This window comes from Pseudomonas sp. Z4-20 (assembly GCF_051131955.1).
In the GTDB taxonomy this organism is placed as follows: Bacteria; Pseudomonadota; Gammaproteobacteria; order Pseudomonadales; family Pseudomonadaceae; genus Aquipseudomonas; species Aquipseudomonas marvdashtae.
Map to the genome: position 1 here is coordinate 4320896 of NZ_CP071641.1, position 15137 is coordinate 4336032.

Annotated in this window: 15 protein-coding genes; 6 read left to right on the forward strand and 9 right to left on the reverse strand. The window is 59.9% G+C overall.

Features of this window, described 5'->3' with window-relative positions; translation table 11 throughout:
- Positions 1–663 (reverse strand): LysE family translocator, encoded by a 663-nt coding sequence (locus J3P82_RS19755; protein WP_434558313.1) that lies wholly within the window; start codon positions 661–663, stop codon positions 1–3.
- A gap of 208 nt (positions 664–871) precedes the next feature.
- Here J3P82_RS19755 and alaC point away from each other — a divergent pair, with 208 nt between their 5' ends.
- Complete coding sequence (gene alaC, locus J3P82_RS19760; RefSeq protein WP_434558314.1) at positions 872–2086, forward strand: alanine transaminase; 1215 nt, start codon at positions 872–874, stop codon at positions 2084–2086.
- Positions 2087–2143: 57 nt separating this feature from the next.
- Here alaC and J3P82_RS19765 read toward each other — a convergent pair whose 3' ends face one another.
- The gene (locus tag J3P82_RS19765) at positions 2144–3496 is read right to left on the reverse strand and encodes a GntP family permease (RefSeq protein ID WP_434558315.1); all 1353 of its coding nucleotides are present in this window, start codon (positions 3494–3496) and stop codon (positions 2144–2146) included.
- A 92-nt stretch (positions 3497–3588) separates the two neighbouring features.
- Positions 3589–4122, reverse strand: coding sequence for a gluconokinase (locus tag J3P82_RS19770; RefSeq protein ID WP_434558316.1), 534 nt, complete (start codon positions 4120–4122; stop codon positions 3589–3591).
- 215 nt (positions 4123–4337) lie between these two features.
- Here J3P82_RS19770 and J3P82_RS19775 point away from each other — a divergent pair, with 215 nt between their 5' ends.
- Together J3P82_RS19775 and J3P82_RS19780 are read left to right on the forward strand one after the other, a co-directional pair.
- Complete coding sequence (locus J3P82_RS19775; protein WP_434558317.1) at positions 4338–5369, forward strand: LacI family DNA-binding transcriptional regulator; 1032 nt, start codon at positions 4338–4340, stop codon at positions 5367–5369.
- A gap of 316 nt (positions 5370–5685) precedes the next feature.
- Complete coding sequence (locus J3P82_RS19780) at positions 5686–6105, forward strand: GNAT family N-acetyltransferase (RefSeq protein WP_434558318.1); 420 nt, start codon at positions 5686–5688, stop codon at positions 6103–6105.
- A 3-nt stretch (positions 6106–6108) separates the two neighbouring features.
- Here the strand turns inward: J3P82_RS19780 and def are convergent, their stop codons facing one another.
- From def to J3P82_RS19795, 3 genes are all read right to left on the reverse strand, one after another.
- On the reverse strand, positions 6109–6648 hold the full coding sequence (def, locus tag J3P82_RS19785; protein ID WP_434558319.1) for a peptide deformylase: 540 nt from the start codon (positions 6646–6648) through the stop codon (positions 6109–6111).
- Positions 6645–7595, reverse strand: coding sequence for a YihY/virulence factor BrkB family protein (locus tag J3P82_RS19790; RefSeq protein WP_434558320.1), 951 nt, complete (start codon positions 7593–7595; stop codon positions 6645–6647). The genes def and J3P82_RS19790 overlap by 4 nt, the downstream gene beginning before the upstream one ends.
- A gap of 173 nt (positions 7596–7768) precedes the next feature.
- A complete protein-coding gene (locus J3P82_RS19795; protein ID WP_434558321.1) occupies positions 7769–7960 on the reverse strand; it encodes a CsbD family protein in 192 nt (63 codons plus the stop codon).
- Between the two features lie 194 nt (positions 7961–8154).
- On the opposite strand from J3P82_RS19795, the gene J3P82_RS19800 reads away from it, so the two are divergent.
- On the forward strand, positions 8155–8532 hold the full coding sequence (locus J3P82_RS19800; protein ID WP_186613553.1) for a hypothetical protein: 378 nt from the start codon (positions 8155–8157) through the stop codon (positions 8530–8532).
- Positions 8533–8742: 210 nt separating this feature from the next.
- Here J3P82_RS19800 and fadD1 read toward each other — a convergent pair whose 3' ends face one another.
- Together fadD1 and fadD2 are read right to left on the reverse strand one after the other, a co-directional pair.
- The gene (fadD1, locus tag J3P82_RS19805; RefSeq protein WP_434558322.1) at positions 8743–10434 is read right to left on the reverse strand and encodes a long-chain-fatty-acid--CoA ligase FadD1; all 1692 of its coding nucleotides are present in this window, start codon (positions 10432–10434) and stop codon (positions 8743–8745) included.
- Positions 10435–10735: 301 nt separating this feature from the next.
- Positions 10736–12424 carry a long-chain-fatty-acid--CoA ligase FadD2 gene (gene fadD2 / locus J3P82_RS19810; protein WP_434558323.1) on the reverse strand — a complete coding sequence of 563 codons (1689 nt, stop codon included), beginning with the start codon at positions 12422–12424 and terminating at the stop codon, positions 10736–10738.
- 225 nt (positions 12425–12649) lie between these two features.
- Here fadD2 and J3P82_RS19815 point away from each other — a divergent pair, with 225 nt between their 5' ends.
- Both J3P82_RS19815 and J3P82_RS19820 read left to right on the forward strand, forming a co-directional pair.
- The gene (locus tag J3P82_RS19815) at positions 12650–13594 is read left to right on the forward strand and encodes a lysophospholipase (RefSeq protein WP_434558324.1); all 945 of its coding nucleotides are present in this window, start codon (positions 12650–12652) and stop codon (positions 13592–13594) included.
- A 38-nt stretch (positions 13595–13632) separates the two neighbouring features.
- Complete coding sequence (locus J3P82_RS19820) at positions 13633–14103, forward strand: MaoC family dehydratase (protein WP_434558325.1); 471 nt, start codon at positions 13633–13635, stop codon at positions 14101–14103.
- A 166-nt stretch (positions 14104–14269) separates the two neighbouring features.
- Here J3P82_RS19820 and J3P82_RS19825 read toward each other — a convergent pair whose 3' ends face one another.
- Positions 14270–15133 carry an efflux RND transporter periplasmic adaptor subunit gene (locus J3P82_RS19825; RefSeq protein WP_434558326.1) on the reverse strand — a complete coding sequence of 288 codons (864 nt, stop codon included), beginning with the start codon at positions 15131–15133 and terminating at the stop codon, positions 14270–14272.
- Between the last annotated feature and the right edge of the window lie 4 nt (positions 15134–15137).

The following is a 15137-nucleotide window of genomic DNA, read 5'->3' on the forward strand; positions in this document are numbered from 1 at the left end:
TCAAAGTCCAGGCAGGACGACTGCGGTAGTCTCTCCTACAAACTCGTTGTAACCAGAAACGACCACATAGACCGCGAAATAGCAGAAGATCGCTGCGGATGCCCAATAAGAGTAGCGCAGCAACTTGTCGCCCAACAATTTGCCGCCTTGGGTCGCAGCCAGGCACAAGCCCGCGCTCCACAGCAGCCCGGCGCAGAGAAATCCGCCCAGGAACAGCGCCGAACTGAGCATCGTTCCACCGCCAGAGCGGGCGATGAGCGTCCCGCCCACCGCGGCGAACCAGAGGATGGCGCTGGGGGACGACATGGCCAGGAAGATTCCGCGGAAAAACTCCTGGCGTGGCGAGTTGCCCCGGACCTCGCCGGCCTCGGCCAGCACCGCGTTGTGATAGATCGCCGAATGCACCATTTTCGCGGCGAAATACAACAGCAGCACCGAGCCGCCGATCCACAGCACCCAGCGCACCGTTTCGTATTGCAGCAACACGGTCATCCCCGCCAGCGCCAGGACCGCGTAGATCAAATCCCCCACGCAGGTGCCCAGGCCCAGGGCGAACCCCTGGAAATAGCCGCGCTGCATCGCCAAGGTGATCATCGCGATATTGGCCACGCCGATGTCCAGGCACAGTGAAAGACTCAGCAGGAAGCCGCTGGAAAATTCCATTATTCGTTCCATCAGGATTGGGTAAGACGTATTTCAACCGCCGACAGGACGCCTCGATGGCGCCACAGCAGCGCCACAGTGTCGTCGAAAATAGTTCGGCGCCGCTACTGGACAATCTACCACCGGCCCTATTATCTTGCGCCGCAGGCCACCGCAGTGGCCGACGTCGCTCGGACGGTTCCGGGCGCTCACGTATCTCGAGGCAACAATGGCCGAACAAGGTTCGCCGCGCCGCTTTGCGCGCATCGATCGACTCCCCCCGTATGTATTCAATATCACTGCCGAGCTGAAGATGGCTGCGCGTCGGCGCGGCGAAGACATCATCGACTTGAGCATGGGTAACCCCGACGGCGCCACGCCCCCGCACATCGTGGAAAAATTGGTCACCGTCGCCCAGCGTGAAGACACCCATGGCTATTCCACCTCCAAAGGCATCCCGCGCCTGCGCCGCGCCATTTCGCGCTGGTACAAGGACCGCTACGAGGTGGACATCGACCCGGAAACCGAAGCCATCGTCACCATTGGCTCCAAGGAAGGCTTGGCGCACTTGATGCTGGCGACCCTGGACCAGGGCGACACCGTGCTGGTGCCCAACCCCAGTTATCCGATCCACATCTACGGCGCGGTGATAGCTGGCGCCCAAGTGCGTTCGGTGCCGTTGGTGCCAGGCGTGGATTTCTTCGATGAGTTGGAGCGTGCCATCCGTGGCTCGATTCCAAAGCCGAAGATGATGATCCTCGGCTTTCCATCCAACCCCACCGCCCAATGCGTGGAGCTGGATTTCTTCGAGCGGGTCATCGCCCTGGCCAAGCAATACGACGTGTTGGTCATCCATGACCTGGCCTACGCCGACATCGTCTATGACGGCTGGAAAGCCCCTTCGATCATGCAGGTGCCGGGCGCGAAAGACATTGCGGTGGAGTTCTTCACCCTGTCCAAGAGCTACAACATGGCCGGCTGGCGCATCGGCTTCATGGTCGGCAACCCGGAACTGGTCAATGCCCTGGCTCGGATCAAGAGTTACCACGACTACGGCACCTTCACCCCGCTGCAGGTTGCCGCCATCGCCGCCCTTGAAGGTGATCAGCAATGCGTGCGCGACATCGCCGAGCAATACCGCCAACGTCGTAACGTGCTGGTCAAGGGCCTGCATGAGCTGGGCTGGATGGTGGAGAATCCCAAGGCGTCGATGTACGTCTGGGCCAAGATCCCCGAGGCCTATGCCCACCTCGGCTCGCTGGAATTCGCCAAGAAGCTGTTGGCCGAGGCCAAGGTTTGCGTCTCGCCGGGGGTGGGGTTCGGCGAATATGGCGATGATCACGTGCGCTTCGCGCTGATCGAAAACCAGGACCGGATTCGCCAGGCGGTGCGCGGGATCCGTGGGATGTTTAGGGCGGATGGGTTAAGCAAACCCAACAGCTGATTACGCGGCTAATGTGGCGAGGGAGCTTGCCCCTCGCCGCAGACAACCCTGGTGTTCTTAGATCACCAGCGACAGCAACAGAATGAAGCCCAGCGCCACCACGGACAGGATGGTTTCCATCGCGGTCCAGGTCTTGAAGGTCTCGGCCACGGTCATGTTGAAGTACTGCTTGACCAGCCAGAAGCCCGCATCGTTGACGTGAGACAGGATCAGCGAACCGGCACCGGTCGCCAGCACCAGCAACTCGCGGTTCACACCCGGCATCATTCCCACCACCGGCACGACGATCCCGGCACCGGTAATGGTTGCCACCGTCGCCGAACCCGTCGCAATCCGAATCACCGCCGCCACCAGCCAGGCCAGCAGGATCGGCGAGATCTGCGCGCTGACCGCCATATGGCCGATCACATCACCCACGCCGCTGGTCACCAGCATCTGCTTGAAGCCGCCACCGGCACCGATGATCAGGATGATCGCGGCCGTAGGGGCCAGGCTTGCGTCCAGCCATTTGAGCATCTGGCTGGAGCCGATGCCTTGTTTATAACCAAAGGTGTACAACGACAGCAGCAAGGCCAGCAGCAGCGCCGAAATCGGATGACCGATCATGTCCATCCAGACGCGGAACACGTTGCCGTCCGGCAACGCCACATCAGCGAAGGTCTTGAGCAACATCAGGAACACCGGCGACAACACGGTGATCAAGGTGATGCTGAAGCTTGGCAGCTCGGCGGCGTTCGTCTCGCGCGCCAGTTGATCCACCAGTTCCTGGTTCGGATGACCGGGGATGTGCTTGGCAATGAAGGTACCGAAGATCGGCCCGGCAATGATGGCGGTCGGCAGCGCGACGATCAGGCCATAGAGAATGGTCTTGCCGATGTCAGCGCCAAAGATGCCGATCGCCAGCAGAGGCCCCGGGTGCGGCGGCACCAAGCCGTGGACCGCGGAAAGACCGGCCAACAGCGGGATACCGATCTTGATGATCGACACACCGGTGCGGCGCGCGACGATGAACACCAGCGGGATCAGCAGCACGAAGCCGATTTCGAAGAACAGCGGGATGCCCACCAGGAACGCGGCGAACATCATGGCCCACTGCACCTTGTCCTTGCCGAAGGCGCGGATCAGGGTCTGGGCGATCTGATCGGCGCCGCCCGACTCGGCCATCATTTTGCCGAGCATCGTGCCCAGCGCCAGGATGATGCCGACAAAGCCCAGCACGCCACCAAAGCCGTCCTGGAACGCCTTGATGATAGTGCCGGCCGGCATGCCCGACGTCAGGCCGAGAAAAGCGGCGGCGATGGTCAGTGCGATGAAGGGATGGATCTTGAACTTGGTGATGAGGACGATGAGTCCAATCACCGTGACCACTGCATCGAGCAGTAGGTACGTCTCGTGGGACATGCCGAACATGGGAGGTGTCTCCTGATTTGTTGTTGTTATTGAAGCAGTTATTTTCAAGCCGTCGGGACAGCGCTATCTTTCTGACGCAAAATTTTCCATGCTCAGCTGGCGAGCTTCAAGCCATGGGCCAGCCACCAGACGTAAGCCTGGCGCGCCAGTTCATCAACGCTGTGGCTGGACGCATCCAGAGCCAGGGTCAGGGGCTCGCCGACAGGGGATTCAAGAGTGGCGAACTGGCTGTCAATCAGGGTCGACGGCATGAAATGGCCGGGACGATGGGAAACCCGATCAGCGGCCACTTCTGGAGTCAATTCTAGGAATACGAAGCCCAGGCCTGGCAAGGCGCTGCGCAGACGCTCGCGATAACTGTGCTTGAGCGCGGAACAGGTCAACACCGGGCGGTTGCCCTGGGCGTCGACACGACGCAGTTCGTCGCACAGGCTGTCGAGCCAGCCGGCACGGTCGTCGTCGTTCAAGGGAATACCGGCGCTCATCTTCTGGATGTTGGCCGCAGGGTGGAACGTGTCGCCTTCAATGGCGGTGGCGTCGCTCAGTTGGCACAGGGCCTGGCTGACGCAAGTTTTGCCGCAACCGGCAACGCCCATGATGACCAGGGCGGTGATTGGATTATTCATGTAACACCTCAGCGCGCAGACAGCGCTACCTTTGCCAGTTATGACACCGCAGCAAAAGCAGAAGTTGCCGACGCCTTCTTGTCATTTTTGTGGTTGCAGCATGTACGTCCACGACACTTGCACACAGGGATCAGGCAAACCCTGCTCGCGCATTTGCAGCCGCGCCGAGACAGCGCTACCTTAGTGCCTTGATTTTTGTTTGGCAAGCCACCCTGATGACCGCCCCTAAAAACGATAAGAATACTCGCACCACCGGTCGCCCCACGCTCAACGAAGTCGCACGCCTGGCCGGTGTCAGTCCGATCACCGCCTCCCGTGCCCTGCGTGGCGTCAGCACCGTGGCCGCCGAATTGGTGGACAAGGTCCGCCAGGCCGCCCTGGAACTCAACTACGTCGTCAACCCCGCCGCCCGCGCACTGGCCTCGGCCCAGAGCCATTCGGTGGTGGTGCTGGTGCCGTCGTTGTCCAACCTCCTGTTCATTGACACCCTGGAAGCCATTCATCGCGTGCTGCGGCCCAAAGGCTTCGAAGTGGTGATTGGCAACTACCACTATTCCCGGGATGAAGAAGAAGACCTGCTGCGCAATTACATGGCGTACCAGCCTCGAGGCTTGCTGCTGACCGGATTCGACCGTACCGAAAGCGCCCGGCGCATGATCGAGGCCAGCAATATTCCTTGCGTGTACATGATGGAATTGGACCCAGGCGCCGGCTTGAACTGCGTAGGCTTTTCCCAGCTCAAGGCCGGCGAGACCGCCGCCGAGCATTTGATTTCCCGAGGTCGCAAGCGCCTGGCCTATATCGGCGCCCAGCTAGACCAACGCACGCTGCTGCGCGGCGAGGGCTTCCGCCGTGCGCTGCAGAAAGCCGAACTCTACGACCCGGACCTGGAAGTACTGACGCCGCGTCCGTCGTCGGTGGGCTTGGGCGCAGAACTGTTCCTCCAATTGCTCGCCAGCCACCCGGACGTCGATGCGATTTTCTTCGGTAACGACGATCTGGCCCACGGCGCCCTGCTCGAGGCGTTGCGCTGTGGCATCAAGGTCCCCGAACAGGTATCGATCCTGGGCTTCAACGATCTGCCGGCCTCGGCCCATATGGTGCCGCGCCTGAGCAGCATCAGCACCCCACGGGAGGCCATTGGCCGCCGCGCCGCTGAACAGATGCTCACCTTGATGGCTGGCAATCGTATTACCCAGCCGGTGGTTGACCTGGGATTCGAACTCAAGGTTCGCGAAAGTACCTGAGCGGTTCCGACATGAAGCGGTCGATCCATGCCGACGAACCGCGAGTGTGAAGCTGGGGCTACAGCCCCAGCTCCTCCCGAGGCAAAGCCAGGCGTTGCCGGTTCAATGGCCGAACAGGTTGACCTTCTTGGTTTTTTTGTCGGCGCGCTTTTCATCGGCGGTCTTCGCCGGTTTTTTCTTTGCCGCTTTTTTTGAATCCATGCCTTTGGCCATGATACGTACTCCAGTCATACGGGATGTAAGCCAGGTATACACCTATCGCTGCACCGGCGTTCTTTTATAATCGCCCTCCCCTTATCGCCTAAGCCCCCCCGCCATGCTGGAAATCCATTACACACAGCTCGAAGAATCGCTGTGGCCGCTGATGAACAAGTTTTATCGCGCCCACCAATCGTCGATGAAAGCGGTACGTGAAGCGCAATTGTGGGTGGCGCGGCGGGATAAAATCGTCGGCGCCTTGTGCCTGCGCCCATTGTCGGGTGGGCATTGGCTGACCGGATTGTTCGTCGACCCGGCATACCGCACGCAAGGCATCGCCGCGCGGTTGATCGAAGAGGCGCTGAGCGGCGTGGAGGGGCCGGTTTGGCTGTTTTGCCATCCTGACCTGCGCAGCTTTTATGAGCGACGTGGTTTCAGCGTCGACCCTCAGTTGCCCTATGCGCTGGCTGAACGCCTGAGCCGGTACGCGCGCAGCAAGCCGATGATTGCAATGGGGTTGGAACCTGCAAAACCCTGACGATCAATCGTCGGCCGCTGGGTCAAGGTCCGGGAACATCACTTCAGTAAATCCGAACTTGCTGAAAGCGGTGATGCGCGATGGGTACAAGCGACCTATCAGGTGATCGCATTCATGCTGGACCACCCGGGCGTGGAAACCTGAAGCCGTGCGCACGATGGCTTCGCCCTTGGGGTCGAAACCTTCGTAGCGGATGTGCTGGTAGCGATCCACCGCACCGCGCAGGCCCGGTACCGACAGGCAGCCTTCGTAGCCTTCCTCCGTCAGCGGATCCAGCGGCGTGATCAGCGGATTGATCAAGATAGTCTGCGGCACGGCCTCGGCGTCGGGATAACGCTCGCTGTGCTCGAAGCCGAAAATCACCAATTGCAGGTCGACACCAATCTGCGGTGCCGCCAGGCCAACGCCGCCAACGCTCTCCATGGTCTGGAACATGTCATCGATCAGTTGCCACAACTCAGGAGTGTCGAACATCTCCTTTGGCACCGGCGGCGCAACGCGCAGCAGGCGTTCATCGCCCATCTTCAGGATTTCGCGGATCATGTTTGGGCTTCGTCAGTTTTCGTCTTAATGGAGTGGTCGCGACCAAGACCGGACACATGCTGTTTTTCGCTATGCTCGTCCGGATTCTTTTCGCCTTTGTCCTTGCCTTCGGCGGACATGTGCTCGATCACCGCGTTCATCTCCGCACCGAGCAGCAGCACCGCTGAAGAAATATAGAAATACAGCAGCAAGACGATGATCGCGCCGATACTGCCATACATGGCGTTGTAGTCGGCGAAGGTCTTGACGTAGAACGCGAAGCCCAGGGACGCGATGATCCACACCACCACAGCCAACACCGAGCCTGGCGTGATGAACCGAAACTCCTGCTTGACGTCGGGCATCACGTAATAGATCAGCGCCACGGCCACCATCAGCAGAAAGACGATGATCGGCCAGCGCACGAGGGTCCAGAGGGTGACGATAAACTCCTCCAGCCCGACCTGGGCGGCAATCCAGCCCATCACCTGCGGCCCCAGCACCATCAGCGCCGCAGCGGCCAGCAACATGCCGGCGATGCCGATGGTGTAGAAAATCGACAGCGGAAAGCGCTTCCAGGCCGGACGACCCTCGACCACATCGTAGGCTGCGTTCATCGCGCTCATCATCAGCCGCACACCGGCCGAGGCCGTCCACAACGCGATCACGATACCCACCGAGAGCAACCCGCCCTTGGATTGCTGGAGCTGGTCGATCACCGGGTTGACCTGTTCCAGGGCCTGGGGCGGAAGCACCAGCTCCGATTGCAGGCGCAACCAGGAGAAGAAGTCCGGCAGGTGCAGGAAACCGATCAGGGCAATCAGGAAAAGAATGAAGGGGAACAGCGAAAACAGCATCTGGTAAGCCAGAGCGGAGGCGTACGTCGACATCTCGTCGTCGAGAAACTCATTCACCGTGCGAATCATCACGCGGTGCAGGGGCAAGCCTTTCAAGGCCGGGAACATCATGTGCGTCTCCTTTCGCCGCAAAAAAGGAAGGTCGCCTGGCGACTCACCGGGTTCCTATCCAAGACAAAAGTAACCTGTTTGGCGCCTTTGGAACAATTTCCCCGGTGCAAGTTCGAGCCGACATGAAAACGGCCACCCGCGGATGGCCGTTCCAATCGCTTTCAACAGGCCGGTTATGCCTCGTCAACGCCTTTCTCGACTGCATCCTTGGCCTTGCCCACGGTTTGCTGGGCTTCACCTTTTTTCTCCTGGACCACGCCCTCGGCGCGCATGCGGTCATTGTCGGTGGCCTTGCCGACGCCTTGCTTGATGTTGCCGACGGCTTCGTTGGCAACGCCCTTCACTTTATCGCTCGTGCTACCCATGATGTCTCTCCTGTGAATAACTGTACGAAAAGTCATTACATAGGGTTGACCGAGGCCGTTTGCGGGGAGTTTCATTTTTTCAGCGGCGCATTTCATCGTCAGATGCAGGTTACGCTTTATGTTTGCCGATCCACCCCCGAGAATGCTCCACGTATTCAGGCTATGGCCCGAAGCTTCCATCCCGTAGGAACGTTATGAAACTCGATAAAAAGCAGGCCATCGCCCGCAGGAACCAAGAACTGGGCGGCGCCGTCCTAGGCGTCAATAACTGCCATTTCAGCGAACTGAACCGCAACCGCAACATTTTCTGGTTCGACATTCCAGTGGCCCGCCTGGCCATTGGGCAATACGAATGGATTCACCTGCTGCTGCACACGCCGGCCACCGACGAGTTGTTGCACCTGAAGGTACCGACCGTGTTCCTTCGCGAAAAAATGGAAAACCTGGAAGTGCGCAACCAGGGCAAACGCAAGGCAGCCTTGAGCCTGGAACTCAGTGCCGACAAGGATTCGTACCTGCAAGACATGCGCCCGGGTGGCACTAATCTAGATTTTGCGCAGTTTCGGTTGTAGTCCGATCGCCAGACGCCGGTTTCCCCTGTGGCGAGGGAGCTTGCTCCCGCTGGACGCGAAGCGGCCCCTTGCGGTGTATCAGTCGGACCGGATGGGGCTGCTGCGCAGCCCAGCGGGAGCAAGCTCCCTCGCCACAACGGCAGCCCCCCGCGAGGACATCACCTTGTAACAAAAACCCCGCATCAGCGGGGCTTTTTGTGGGTGGAGGGCTTACTTCTTCAACCCCAACTTCCTCAGTTCTTCATCACGCAGCTCACGGCGCAGGATCTTGCCCACGTTGGTGGTCGGCAACGCATCGCGGAATTCCACGGTCTTGGGCACTTTGTAACCCGTGACGTTGGCGCGCATGTGCTCCATCACCTGCTCCTTGGTCAGCGTGACGCCCGGGCGCGCGACGATGAATATCTTGATCGCCTCGCCGGATTTCTCGTCCGGTACGCCGATGGCCGCGCATTGCAGCACACCCGGCAGGGTCGCCAATACATCTTCCAATTCGTTGGGGTACACGTTGAAGCCGGAGATCAGAATCATGTCTTTTTTGCGATCGACAATGCGCATGTAGCCGTCCGGCTGGATCACCGCGATGTCGCCGGTCTTGAGCCAGCCATCGCTGTCGAGCATCTCGTCGGTGGCGTCCTGGCGCTGCCAATAGCCCTTCATGACCTGAGGACCTTTCACACACAACTCGCCGATTTCACCCAAGGGCAGCTCGACGCCAGCGTCATTGATGACCTTGCACAGCGTCGACGGCACCGGAATACCGATCGTGCCAACCTGGATGTGCTGGATCGGGTTGACGGTGGCGACCGGGCTCGTCTCGGTCATGCCGTAGCCTTCGCAGATCGGACAACCCGTGACCGCTTTCCAACGCTCCGCCGCGGCCAATTGCAAGGCCATGCCGCCAGACAAGGTCACCTTCAGCGCTGAGAAGTCCAGCTTGCGGAAAGCTTCGTTGTTGCACAGCGCCACGAACAACGTGTTGAGGCCAACGAAACCGCTGAACTTCCACTTCGACAGTTCCTTGACCATCGCCGACAGGTCGCGCGGGTTGCTGATCAGGATGTTGTGGTTGCCGATCAGCATCATCGCCATGCAATGGAAGGTGAATGCGTAGATGTGATAAAGCGGCAGCGGCGTGATCAGCACTTCGCAGCCTTCATTGAGGTTGGAGCCCATCAGCGCCTTGCACTGCAGCATGTTCGCCACCAGGTTGCGATGGGTGAGCATCGCGCCCTTCGCCACGCCAGTGGTGCCGCCGGTGTACTGCAACACGGCCACTTCATCGCTGGCAGGGTTGGCTTCGGTCACGGGTTGGCCATGGCCCTTGCTCAGCACATCGTTGAACTTGATGGCCTTGGGCAAGTGATAAGCCGGGACCATCTTCTTGACGTACTTGATGACGCTGTTGATCAGCAAACGCTTGAGCGGCGGCAGAAGATCGGCGACTTCGGTCACGATGACGTGCTTGACGCCCGTCTTGGGCACCACGTGCTCGGCCAGGTGCGCCATGTTTGCCAGGCACACCAGCGCCTTGGCACCGGAGTCATTGAATTGATGTTCCATTTCCCGCGCGGTGTAGAGCGGGTTGGTATTGACCACGATCAGCCCGGCACGAATCGCACCGAACACGGCCACTGGGTATTGGAGGACGTTGGGAAGTTGCACGGCAATTCGATCGCCCGGCTGCAAATCGGTATGCTGTTGCAAGTAAGCGGCAAAGGCACCGGACAACTCGTACAGCTCACCGTAGGTGATCGTCTTGCCAAGGTTGCTGAATGCCGGCTTGTCGGCGAAGCGTTGGCAGGATTGCTTCAACACCGCCTGAATATTCGGATACTCATCTGGATTGATGTCGGCAGCAATCCCAGCTGGGTATTTATCCTTCCAAAAGTCTTCGATCATGGAAGCCCCACTCCTCAGCAACGCGAATTCTCACCGCATTTGATGCGATTATTATTGGTGTGTGTCTGTTGGTGAATCTGGCTGGATAAAGGCCGAGAAGTCACAAAAGCGCGCCGAGAGTAGCAGCTTTGCCAAGGGTCGCCTAGAGCCAAAAACGGCCCCTACAGTCACAAAAATGACTCAAGAACATTCAATAGTCATTTTTAGAGTAAAAATTCTAAGCCCTGGATAATTACGTCAAATACATAAAGCACTGTGGGAGCATGCTTGCTCCCACAGGGTTCTACCGGACCTCTCTGGTTCAGGCGATGTCGCGCAGCTCCCGTCGCAAGATCTTGCCCACCGGCGTCATCGGCAGCGACTCTCGCAGCACGATGTGCTTAGGGATCTTGTACCCCGTGAAGTTCTCCTTGCAGTACGCCTTGAGCTCTTCAAGGCTGACGCCCGACTCACGCGCCACCACGAACAGCTTCACCGCCTCCCCCGAACGTTCGTCCGGCACGCCGATGACGGCGCAACTGGCGACTTTCGGGTGAGCCATCACCACGTCCTCGATCTCGTTGGGGTACACGTTGAAACCCGAGACGATGATCATGTCCTTCTTGCGGTCGACGATACGCACAAATCCATCGGGGTCGATCACCGCGATATCGCCGGACTTGAACCAGCCTTCGCTGTCCAGCACTTCAGCGGTAGCTTCAGGCTTGTTCCAGTAGCCCTTCATGATCTGTGGTCCCTTGATGCACAGCTCTCCGCGCTCACCAAGAGGCAGCTCGATACCGTCATCGCTGATGACTTTCATCAGCGTCCCCGGCACCGGCAAGCCCACCGTACCCAGGCGCGACTTGCCGCCGTAAGGGTTGGCACTGGCCACTGGCGAGGTTTCGGTCAGCCCGTACCCTTCGGTAATACCGCAACCGGTGAGCTGTTTCCAGCGCTCGGCGGTGGCCTTGACCAGCGCGGTACCGCCTGAGTTAGTGACTTTGAGGTTGGAGAAATCCAGCGTCTTGAAATCCGGATGATCCATCAGCGCCACGAACAACGTGTTAAGCCCCAACAACAGGGAAAACCGCCAGTTCTTCAGCTCCTTGATGAAGCCGCCGATGTCCCGTGGGTTGGTGATCAACACGTTGTGGTTGCCCGTGACCATCATGCACATGCAGTTCGCCGTGAATGCATAGATGTGGTACAGCGGCAGCGGCGCGATCATGACTTCCTGGCCTTCGCGCAACAACGGCTGGCCGTCGTCGCCGATCTGCCCCAGGCAGGCCCGGGCCTGCTGCATGTTGGCCACCAGGTTGCCGTGGGTCAGCATTGCGCCTTTCGCCAGCCCGGTGGTACCGCCGGTGTATTGCAGCACGGCAATGTCGTCGAGGCTGACGTTCAACGGCTTGATGCCCTGGCCACGGCCCAGGCGCAAGGCAGTCTTGAAAGAAACGGCTTGGGGCAGCGAATAGTCCGGGACCATTTTCTTGACCTTGCTCACCACCGTATTCACCAACCAGCCCTTGGCGGTGGGCATCAGGTCGCCCATCTTTGCCTCGATCAAATATTGCAGGTCGGTGTCAGGCAGCACTTCCTGGACTTTCTGTCCGAACATGTTCAGGTACACCAGCGCCCGGGCTCCGGAGTCCTTGAACTGGTGGCGCATTTCCCGCGGGGTATACAACGGGTTGGTGTTGACCACCACCAGTCCGGCGCGCAGCGCACCGAAGACGGCGATCGGGTATTGCAGGACGTTGGGCATCTGTACCGCGATGCGATCGCCCGGTGCCAGGTCGGTATGGGCCTGCAAGTAACCGGCAAAGGCCGCGCTGTAGCGCTCGAGCTCGGCGTAAGTGAGCGTCACCCCCATGTTGCTGAACGCCGGACGGTCGGCAAATTTCTTGCAGGAACGCTCGAACACCTCGACGACCGACTTGTAGACACCGTGTTCGATGTCCGAAGGCACGCCGGCCGGGCGTTTGTCATTCCAGAAATCAGGCTGCATTGTTTTTGTCCTCTTTACCTGAACGTATCCGGGACCGCTTGCGTATCGCTTTCACAGGCGGAGCTCATGGGACACTAGCAGCTATGGCCAATCAGGCAAATATGGCAACTTGCGTCATAGATTATGTGAATCTTCCTGCCTCGCCGAGAGCTGATCAGGCGAGACGCAGCGGATGCGCTATACAATGCAGCAACGCTGCGTCTGATTTTGTGCAAAGGAACCGCCATGATCCACCAAACGTTCTGGCTGACCGCGACCGACCACAGCCGCCTGTTCGTCAACCAGTGGTTGCCCGAAACCGCCCCATCGGCGGTCATCATGCTGGCCCACGGCATGGCCGAACACAGCGCGCGCTATGGGCGCCTGGCGCAAGCGCTGTGCGCCGAAGGTTATGGCGTCTATGCGCTGGACCTGCGTGGCCACGGCAAGACGGGTGAAGAAGCCATCCTCGGTCATTTCGCGAACGAGGACGGCTGGGCCAAGGTCGTCGGCGACCTGGCGAGCCTTAACCACCACATCGGCCAGCAGCATCCGGATATCCCCATACTGCTGCTGGGCCACAGCATGGGCAGCTACATCGCCCAAGCTTACCTGCTGCACCACAGCGCCAGCCTGCACGGGGCGATTCTCAGCGGTTCGAACTTCCAACCCGTGGCGCTTTACCGTGCGGCGCGCCTGATCGCCCGCTTCGAACGTCGACGTCAGGGAGCAACGGGGCGTAGCGCGCTGATCGAGTGGTTGTCATTCGGCAGCTTCAACAAAAAATTCAAACCCGCGCGTACGCCTTTCGACTGGCTCAGCCGCGATCCGGCCGAGGTGGACAAATACGTCCGAGACCCGCTATGCGGCTTTCGTTGCACCAATCAGCTGTGGGTCGACCTGCTGGGTGGGTTGCAGCAGATCAGCAAAGCGTCCAATCTCGCGCAGATCGATCCAGGCCTGCCGCTGCTGGTAATTGGCGGCGAATGTGATCCGGTGAGCGAGGGCAAGCGTCTGAAGGATCTGGCCGACGCCTTGCGCGACGCCGGCAACCAACATATGCAATTGACGATTTACCCGCAGGCCCGGCACGAACTGTTCAATGAAACCAACCGCGATGAAGTGACGGCCGATGTGCTGGCCTGGATTGCCCAGGCCTTGAGTCACAAGCGGCCGCCACGCAGCGAGTAGCTTTGCCGCGTTTTCCTTTACCCGTCCAGGATCCAGACATGACCCAGGTTACCAACATCCCTTACGAAGCCCTCGAAGTCGGTCAGACTGCCAGCTACAGCAAGACCGTCGAAGAGCGCGACATCCAGTTGTTCGCCGCGATGTCGGGCGATCACAACCCGGTGCATCTGGACGCCGAGTTCGCCGCAGCCAGCATGTTCAAGGAACGCATCGCCCATGGCATGTTCAGCGGTGCGTTGATCAGCGCGGCGGTCGCCTGTGAATTGCCTGGGCCGGGCACCATTTATATTGGCCAGCAGATGAGTTTCCAGAAACCGGTAAAGATCGGTGACACCTTGACCGTGCGCCTGGAGATCCTGGAGAAGCTGCCAAAATTTCGCGTGCGCATCGCCACCCGCGTGTTCAACCAGCGTGATGAAATGGTGGTGGACGGCGAGGCCGAGATTCTCGCCCCGCGTAAACAGCAGACCGTGACATTGCCGACGTTGCCGCCGATCAGCATCGGCTGATGGCACATGGTGCTCTTCGTGGCGAGGGAGCTTGCTCCCGCTGGGGTGCGAAGCGCTCCTGAGAAAAGCCCACCGCGTTTAATCTGATTAACCGTGTGTTCTTTTTGCGGCCGCTTCGCAGCCGAGCGGGAGCAAGCTCCCTCGCCACAGGGTCCGCAGGCAACGGTTATTGCCGCCCCTCCCGCACCTGCACGCTCGCCGTCATCCCCGCGCTCAGGCTCATCCCTTCCGGCACCTTGTCCAGCTTGATCCGCACCGGAATCCGCTGGGCCAGGCGCACCCAGTTGAACGTCGGCTCGACCTCGGCCAGCAGTTGCGCATCGGGGTTGGTATTGCGGTCGGTGATGCCTCGGCTGATGCTTTGCACATGGCCTTCGAGCGCATGGCCAGCGCTCATCAACCAGACTTTGACCGGATCGCCGACGCGGATCCGCGGCAGTTTGGTTTCTTCGAAATAGGCCTGCACGTAGAACGTTGAGTCATCCACCAGCGCCATGACCGGCTGCCCGGCGTTCACGTAGTTGCCTTCGGCCAGGCGCAGGTTGGTGATGTGGCCGCTACGTGGGGCCAGGACCTGGCTGCGCACCAGGTTCAGCTCGGCAACCTTGGCCTCGGCCTGGGCCTCGCGCAGTTCACCACGGGCGATCCCCGCGTTGATCTGGGCGTTTTCGCGCAACTCGGCGCTGATGGCCTGTGGACCTAATGCGGCGCGGCGACTGGCTTCGTGTTCGCGCAGGCTCAGTTGCTGCTGGCGAGTCTGGACCACCGCCCTGGCCTTCTCCACCGCGGCCTCGAAACGCTCGCGATCGATATTGAGCAATACGTCGCCCGCCTTGACCTGCTGGTTATCCACGGCCTTGAGCTCGCGCACCCACCCCGATACGTCGGGCGCGATCACCACCACGTCGGCACGGATCCGCGCATCCCGGGTCCAGGGCGTGAGCATGTAGTACTGCCACAAATGAAACCCGGCGAAGATCGCCACGGCCACCACGCTCAGCGTGACGGCAACACGTACGGAAGTACGCATGTTC

Bases quoted from the DNA above. Each gene is read 5' to 3' on its own strand.
- J3P82_RS19755 (WP_434558313.1), bottom strand. From the start codon at position 663: ATGGAATTTTCCAGCGGCTTCCTGCTGAGTCTTTCACTGTGCCTGGAC.
- alaC (WP_434558314.1), top strand. From the start codon at position 872: ATGGCCGAACAAGGTTCGCCGCGCCGCTTTGCGCGCATCGATCGACTC.
- J3P82_RS19765 (WP_434558315.1), bottom strand. From the start codon at position 3,496: ATGTTCGGCATGTCCCACGAGACGTACCTACTGCTCGATGCAGTGGTC.
- J3P82_RS19770 (WP_434558316.1), bottom strand. From the start codon at position 4,122: ATGAATAATCCAATCACCGCCCTGGTCATCATGGGCGTTGCCGGTTGC.
- J3P82_RS19775 (WP_434558317.1), top strand. From the start codon at position 4,338: ATGACCGCCCCTAAAAACGATAAGAATACTCGCACCACCGGTCGCCCC.
- J3P82_RS19780 (WP_434558318.1), top strand. From the start codon at position 5,686: ATGCTGGAAATCCATTACACACAGCTCGAAGAATCGCTGTGGCCGCTG.
- def (WP_434558319.1), bottom strand. From the start codon at position 6,648: ATGATCCGCGAAATCCTGAAGATGGGCGATGAACGCCTGCTGCGCGTT.
- J3P82_RS19790 (WP_434558320.1), bottom strand. From the start codon at position 7,595: ATGATGTTCCCGGCCTTGAAAGGCTTGCCCCTGCACCGCGTGATGATT.
- J3P82_RS19795 (WP_434558321.1), bottom strand. From the start codon at position 7,960: ATGGGTAGCACGAGCGATAAAGTGAAGGGCGTTGCCAACGAAGCCGTC.
- J3P82_RS19800 (WP_186613553.1), top strand. From the start codon at position 8,155: ATGAAACTCGATAAAAAGCAGGCCATCGCCCGCAGGAACCAAGAACTG.
- fadD1 (WP_434558322.1), bottom strand. From the start codon at position 10,434: ATGATCGAAGACTTTTGGAAGGATAAATACCCAGCTGGGATTGCTGCC.
- fadD2 (WP_434558323.1), bottom strand. From the start codon at position 12,424: ATGCAGCCTGATTTCTGGAATGACAAACGCCCGGCCGGCGTGCCTTCG.
- J3P82_RS19815 (WP_434558324.1), top strand. From the start codon at position 12,650: ATGATCCACCAAACGTTCTGGCTGACCGCGACCGACCACAGCCGCCTG.
- J3P82_RS19820 (WP_434558325.1), top strand. From the start codon at position 13,633: ATGACCCAGGTTACCAACATCCCTTACGAAGCCCTCGAAGTCGGTCAG.
- J3P82_RS19825 (WP_434558326.1), bottom strand. From the start codon at position 15,133: ATGCGTACTTCCGTACGTGTTGCCGTCACGCTGAGCGTGGTGGCCGTG.